Raw genomic sequence first — 5,437 nt, forward strand, 5'->3', positions numbered from 1 at the left:
AGGGGGGAAAAGCAGAAGTTATTACCGCCCTCAAAGCCGGTGTAAATAACTATATTGTTAAACCGTTCACTCCTCAAGTACTTAAAGAGAAGCTTGCTGCCGTACTCGGTACAGAGGGTTAATGCAAGATTATTATTACATGTTGGTGGTGAAACCATCATCGCATCTTGAGCTATTTAGCGATTTTTTGGTTGATGTAGTACCTGTTGGATTCGAAGAGATCGAAGAGGGTTTTATTATCCGTAGTGAAGAAGACTTAGAGACGGTAATGTGGGGGATCGAACAATTTTCCGAAGCGCTCCAACGGGCACTAGGTGAAGTTGTTGATGTCGAGATGACCCTTACCAAAGAGAAAAATGATGATTGGATCGCACAATATCAACAAGGTATTACCCCCATTGAAATTGCACCGTTTTATATCCACCCGACATGGGAAGCTCCGAAAGAAGGGATGCTGAACATCGCTATCGACCCTGCATTGGCATTCGGGACAGGGCACCACCCTACAACCGCTTCGTGTTTACGAGGGATTGCTAAATACGTCAAAACGGGCGATGAGGTTATGGATGTCGGATGCGGCAGCGGGATTTTAGCGATTGCGGCCATTAAAAAAGGTGCCATCGTCGATGCGTGCGATACCGATCCCCTCTCCGTAGAGAATGCCATGGTCAATGCGGAACAAAACACTATTAGCTATCGCCGTTTGTGGGAAGGGCCGATTAACGATACGAATGAGAAGTATGACGTTATTATCGCCAATATCGTTGCGGATGTGTTGGTATTTATTGCCAGTGATCTTAAAAAACGGTTACGTGAGGGGGGCATTTTGATCCTCTCAGGAATTATGGACAAATATGAAGATAAAGTTCTTCGTGCGTATAAAAGTTTTGATTTGACAGAACGTTTTGTCGAAAATGAATGGGTAACGCTTGTAGTGACTCAAAAAGGAAATGAATAATATGGCTCAGAATGAATCGAATCCGAATCCGGATAAAAACGACAATTTTTTTAACAAAAACCCTTTAATTACTTTTGCACTTTTCTCGATTGTTGTTATTATCCTTTTTAAAGCGCTTATCGGTGATGAAAATGATCTCTCCGGAAAGATTAGCGGTCAAAATGTTACCCGTACCCAAGAGATCAGCTATGCCGATCTAAAACGTCTTATTCAAGACAAGCAGGTTGAAAAAGTCTCTATCGGTCAAACCTATATCCGTGCGATCGGCAGTGACGGAACGGGCAAAGTTGCGTATACGACCCGTATCGTAGGGCAAGACTCAACGCTTATTCCACTTTTGGATGAAAAAAAGATCAACTATGTCGGATTTTCGGAGAGTAACTGGTTTACCGAAATGTTCGGATGGCTTTTCCCGTTTTTGATTATTATCGCTATCTGGATGTTTTTTGCGGGACGAATGCAAAAAAGTATGGGCGGCGGTATCTTGGGGATGGGCAATTCCAAAAAATTAATCAACTCTGAAAAACCGAAAACCAAATTTGATGACGTTGCCGGTGCCCAAGAGGCAAAAGAAGAGGTATTGGAGATCGTTGATTTCTTGAAATCTCCGGATCGTTACGTTGAACTCGGAGCAAAAATCCCTAAGGGAGTTTTGCTCGTCGGTAGCCCCGGAACCGGTAAAACATTATTGGCTAAAGCGGTAGCGGGAGAAGCGGAAGTACCGTTCTTCTCCGTATCGGGATCAAGTTTTATCGAAATGTTCGTGGGTGTCGGTGCCGCGCGTGTTCGTGATTTGTTTGAACAGGCCAAAAAAGATGCCCCCTCGATTATCTTTATTGATGAGATCGATGCGATCGGTAAAAGCCGAGCTGCGGGTGGAATGATGGGTGGTAACGATGAGCGTGAACAAACCCTTAATCAGCTTCTTGCTGAAATGGACGGATTCGGAACCGATACGCCGATTATTATTTTAGCGGCGACTAACCGTCCTGAGATTCTCGATCCTGCACTTCTCCGTCCGGGGCGATTTGATCGTCAGGTATTGGTAGATAAACCCGATTTCCAAGGGCGTATTGATATCTTAAAGGTACACGCTAAAGGGGTTAAACAAGATGCCGATGTTGATCTTGAAGAGATTGCCCGTCTCACCGCAGGTCTAGCAGGAGCTGATTTGGCCAACATCGTCAATGAAGCGGCCTTGCTGGCCGGACGTAAAAGTCAAAAAACGGTTCGTCAAGCCGATATGCGTGAAGCGGTAGAACGTGCGATTGCGGGACTCTCTAAAAAGAGCCGTCGTATCGATGAAAAAGAGAAGCGTATCGTTGCGTATCACGAAAGCGGTCATGCGTTGTTGGCGGAGACAACCAAGGGGGCTAAAAAAGTTTCTAAAGTTTCGATCGTTCCACGCGGATTGGCGGCATTAGGCTACACTCTTAATACCCCTGAAGAGAACAAATATTTGATGCAGCGTCATGAGCTATGGGCTGAAGTAGATGTTCTTCTTGGCGGCCGTGCGGCGGAAGAGGTCTTTATCGGTGAAATTTCTACCGGAGCGGCAAACGATTTGGAGCGCTCAACCGATATTATCAAAGCAATGGTTCAAATGTACGGTATGAGTGATGTTGCAGGGCTGATGGTACTTGAAAAGCAACGCAGTACCTTCCTCGGCGGCGGTATGACACAGGCTCGCGAGTACAGTGATAAAATGGCTGAAGATATGGATGCGTTTATCAAACAATCACTCCAAGAGCGTTATGTCGAGGTTAAAAAACGGCTGGAAGAGTACCGTGACGCTATCGAAAAAATTGTAGAATTGTTGTACGCAAAAGAGAATATTTCCGGTGATCAAGTACGTGAAATTATTGAAGCGTATGAGAAAGAACATGGTATTGAAACGAAACTCGAACCGCGTAAAGAGACCCCTTCGAGCAAAAAAATAGTCATTGACGACTAAAAGGAATATATGATGAGCGTTCAAAACGATACTTTTATCCTCTCTTCACGAGGTTGGCTTATATCAGCGGTGATCGGCTCTCTCTTTTTGTTTTTTACCATGACGGCTTTGCACCTTTTCCAGTTTATTACCGGTGCATTGCTTCTTGTTGTATTGGCTATTTTTCGCAACCCTGAACGTAATACGGCCGAGAACGAATCGGATGCCATCATCAGCAGTGTGGATGGTGTCGTCCTCTCTATTGAAGAGACGATAGTGGAGGATCAAAAGATGTCTAAAGTGACCATTATGAACTCACTATGGGATGTTTCGATGCTTCGTGCACCGTTTGATTGTGTCGTAGAGGGATTCAAAATCCGTCACGGTGCGTCGTTGCCTTTGTATAATCCCCTCTCTGATACGTTGAATGAAAAAGCGGTTATTTCATTTCGCTCACCCAAAGGGGATGAAATCTATATCGAACATTTGAGTGAACAAAGTTGTTTTCCGATTGGTATAGAAGTGGAAAAAACGCAAAAGTTCAAAGAGGGGGGACGCTATGGCTTTTTAGCCAAAGGGCGAAGTATCATCTATCTCCCCGCCCATACCCGTTTGTCTGTGAATGCCGGATCAAATGTTCGTGCAGGTGAGAGTGTCATCGGATATCTAAACGCGGCGTAATCCGATGCGTCAAGCTCCTCCTCCCATCGCCTATCTTCTCCCTAACCTTTTTACTGCTGCTTCTATTTTCACTGGATTTTACGCCATAGCTTTAGCGCTAGAGGGCTCTTTTGAATCGGCGGCTTGGTTCATCTTCCTAGCACTGATCTTTGATGGCTTAGACGGACGTGTCGCTCGTATGACCAATACGGCAAGCCATTTCGGTGTTGAGTTTGATTCACTCGCCGATATCGTAGCATTCGGCGTTGCACCTGCATTATTACTCTATCTCTACATCGGTGAGAGTTACGGGAGAATCGGGATTATGGTGAGTGCTCTCTTTATTATTTTCGGTGCGGTAAGGCTTGCTCGGTTTAATGTCACGACATCGCGGATCGAGCCGAGTGTATTTATCGGTTTACCGATTCCGACAGCGGCAATTATGATTTCGATTGCGATTTTAGTGATTGAACGCTACGAAGAGTTTGCACCCTATAAAGTATTTATTCTCCCTCTCGCACTGGTGTTAGCCATTTTAATGGTGAGCAATATCCGCTATCCCAGCTTTAAAAAAATGAATTTTAAAACCTTTCATTTCATCCGTTTTCTTATAGGGTTGATTGTTGTGGCGATGGGAGTTTTTATTTATCCGATTGAGGGGATGGCACTATTGGCGGCAGGGTATTTATTGTATGGACCGCTGCGCGCTTCCTTTTATATGCTTCGACGCCTCATTTACAGAGGATGATATTTTTGAGGCTCGGTTGCTAGTTTTTCAGTATCGATTTCAAAATCAAAATAACGGGATATAAATCCGGTATTGCCCATTTTAGCGAGTTGAATAACGGCGGCAGGATTGTTTTGAATCTGCATATACAGAAGACCAAGTGCGTAGCGAGTCTCTAAGTAGGCCGGATTTTTGAGTTTGGAAAGTTCCAATAACGCAATGGCATTTTCATAATGTTCCGCTCCAATAGAGGCATAGGCTCCCATAAAGAGAGTTTTTTCATCACGAATCTTATGGGTGTCAATAAGCTGATTGTAGAGGGTGTAGGATTTCTCATAATCTTTATTGTAGAAATAGGCTTGTGCCAACGCTCCCATAATATCAGCAGTATGATCCGTCGTGGTTTGGAGTCTTGTTTCAAGACGCTGGATAAAAGGGGTTAACTGACCTGTCATCGCCGACATAAGAATGGCTTTGTCCCGTGTTAACTGAGGGCCGAAGTAAAGATCATCATAGTGAAAAGATTGTTTCTTGAGATAGTTGATAGCTGATACGGCGTAAGCTTTGGGTTTTAGATCACTGAATTGGGTCTCAATAACCATGAGATGCGGGAGAATGTCGTTTGGCTGAAGTGCGGAGAGCCGTTTTGCCTGTTTACGTGCTAACTCCATTTGACCCATTTCACGAGCGATGTCAACTTCAAGTGCAAGATAAAGAGGGCGTTCTTTATAGGAATTTTCGAGCCATTTAGAGGCATTTGGAATGTTATTTTGGGTAATGTCCAACATTGCCCGATAGAGTACAAACTCCTCTTTATTCGGTTCTTGTGAAAGGTTATCTTTGAGAATCGAGGTGAGCTTCGGATTGCTTTTTCCGATCATTTCCGAACTCATAAGGGCAAAGATCCCCGACATATAGTTGTTGGCATCAAGATGATAGGATCGTAAGAAATGCTCATACGCTTTGGTCATATCACCCAGCTGCGCATAGGTTAGTGCCAGATTGTAGTGGAGAATAGAGTGCTGAGGATTACGTTTTAGAAGTGCCGAGAGTTGCTGATTTGCATCTCTTAAGCGGAATTTGAGTGCTTTTTGTATCGAGAGGGCTATACCGTAGTCAACACTGGAAGCTTGGGTGCTGGTCTGAAGATACTCTTTTG

The 5,437-nt window shown here is 44.3% G+C and carries 5 protein-coding genes and 1 pseudogene; 5 read left to right on the plus strand and 1 reads right to left on the minus strand.

The annotated features are described in order from the left end of the window. The 5 genes and pseudogenes from A2517_RS07030 to pssA all read left to right on the plus strand — a co-directional run. Nucleotides 1-122, plus strand: a pseudogene (locus A2517_RS07030) (two-component system response regulator); the annotation flags it as partial. Further along, on the plus strand, nt 122-958 hold the full coding sequence (locus tag A2517_RS07035; protein WP_294895505.1) for a 50S ribosomal protein L11 methyltransferase: 837 nt from the start codon (nt 122-124) through the stop codon (nt 956-958). The pseudogene A2517_RS07030 and the gene A2517_RS07035, both read left to right, overlap by 1 nt. Before the next feature lies 1 nt (nt 959). Further along, nucleotides 960-2,912, plus strand: a complete 1,953-nt coding sequence (gene ftsH, locus A2517_RS07040) for an ATP-dependent zinc metalloprotease FtsH (RefSeq protein WP_294895507.1) — start codon at nt 960-962, stop codon at nt 2,910-2,912. A gap of 12 nt (nt 2,913-2,924) precedes the next feature. Then, a complete protein-coding gene (locus A2517_RS07045) occupies nt 2,925-3,572 on the plus strand; it encodes a phosphatidylserine decarboxylase (RefSeq protein ID WP_294895509.1) in 648 nt (215 codons plus the stop codon). A 4-nt stretch (nt 3,573-3,576) separates the two neighbouring features. Continuing rightward, complete coding sequence (pssA, locus tag A2517_RS07050; RefSeq protein WP_294895511.1) at nt 3,577-4,299, plus strand: CDP-diacylglycerol--serine O-phosphatidyltransferase; 723 nt, start codon at nt 3,577-3,579, stop codon at nt 4,297-4,299. Here pssA and A2517_RS07055 read toward each other — a convergent pair. Continuing rightward, on the minus strand, nt 4,287-5,437 hold a 1,151-nt coding region (locus A2517_RS07055), incomplete at its 5' end, for a tetratricopeptide repeat protein (RefSeq protein ID WP_294895513.1). The genes pssA and A2517_RS07055 overlap by 13 nt on opposite strands.

The sequence above is a fragment of the Sulfuricurvum sp. RIFOXYD12_FULL_44_77 genome (assembly GCF_001830725.1).
GTDB classification, from domain to species: domain Bacteria; phylum Campylobacterota; class Campylobacteria; order Campylobacterales; family Sulfurimonadaceae; genus Sulfuricurvum; species Sulfuricurvum kujiense_A.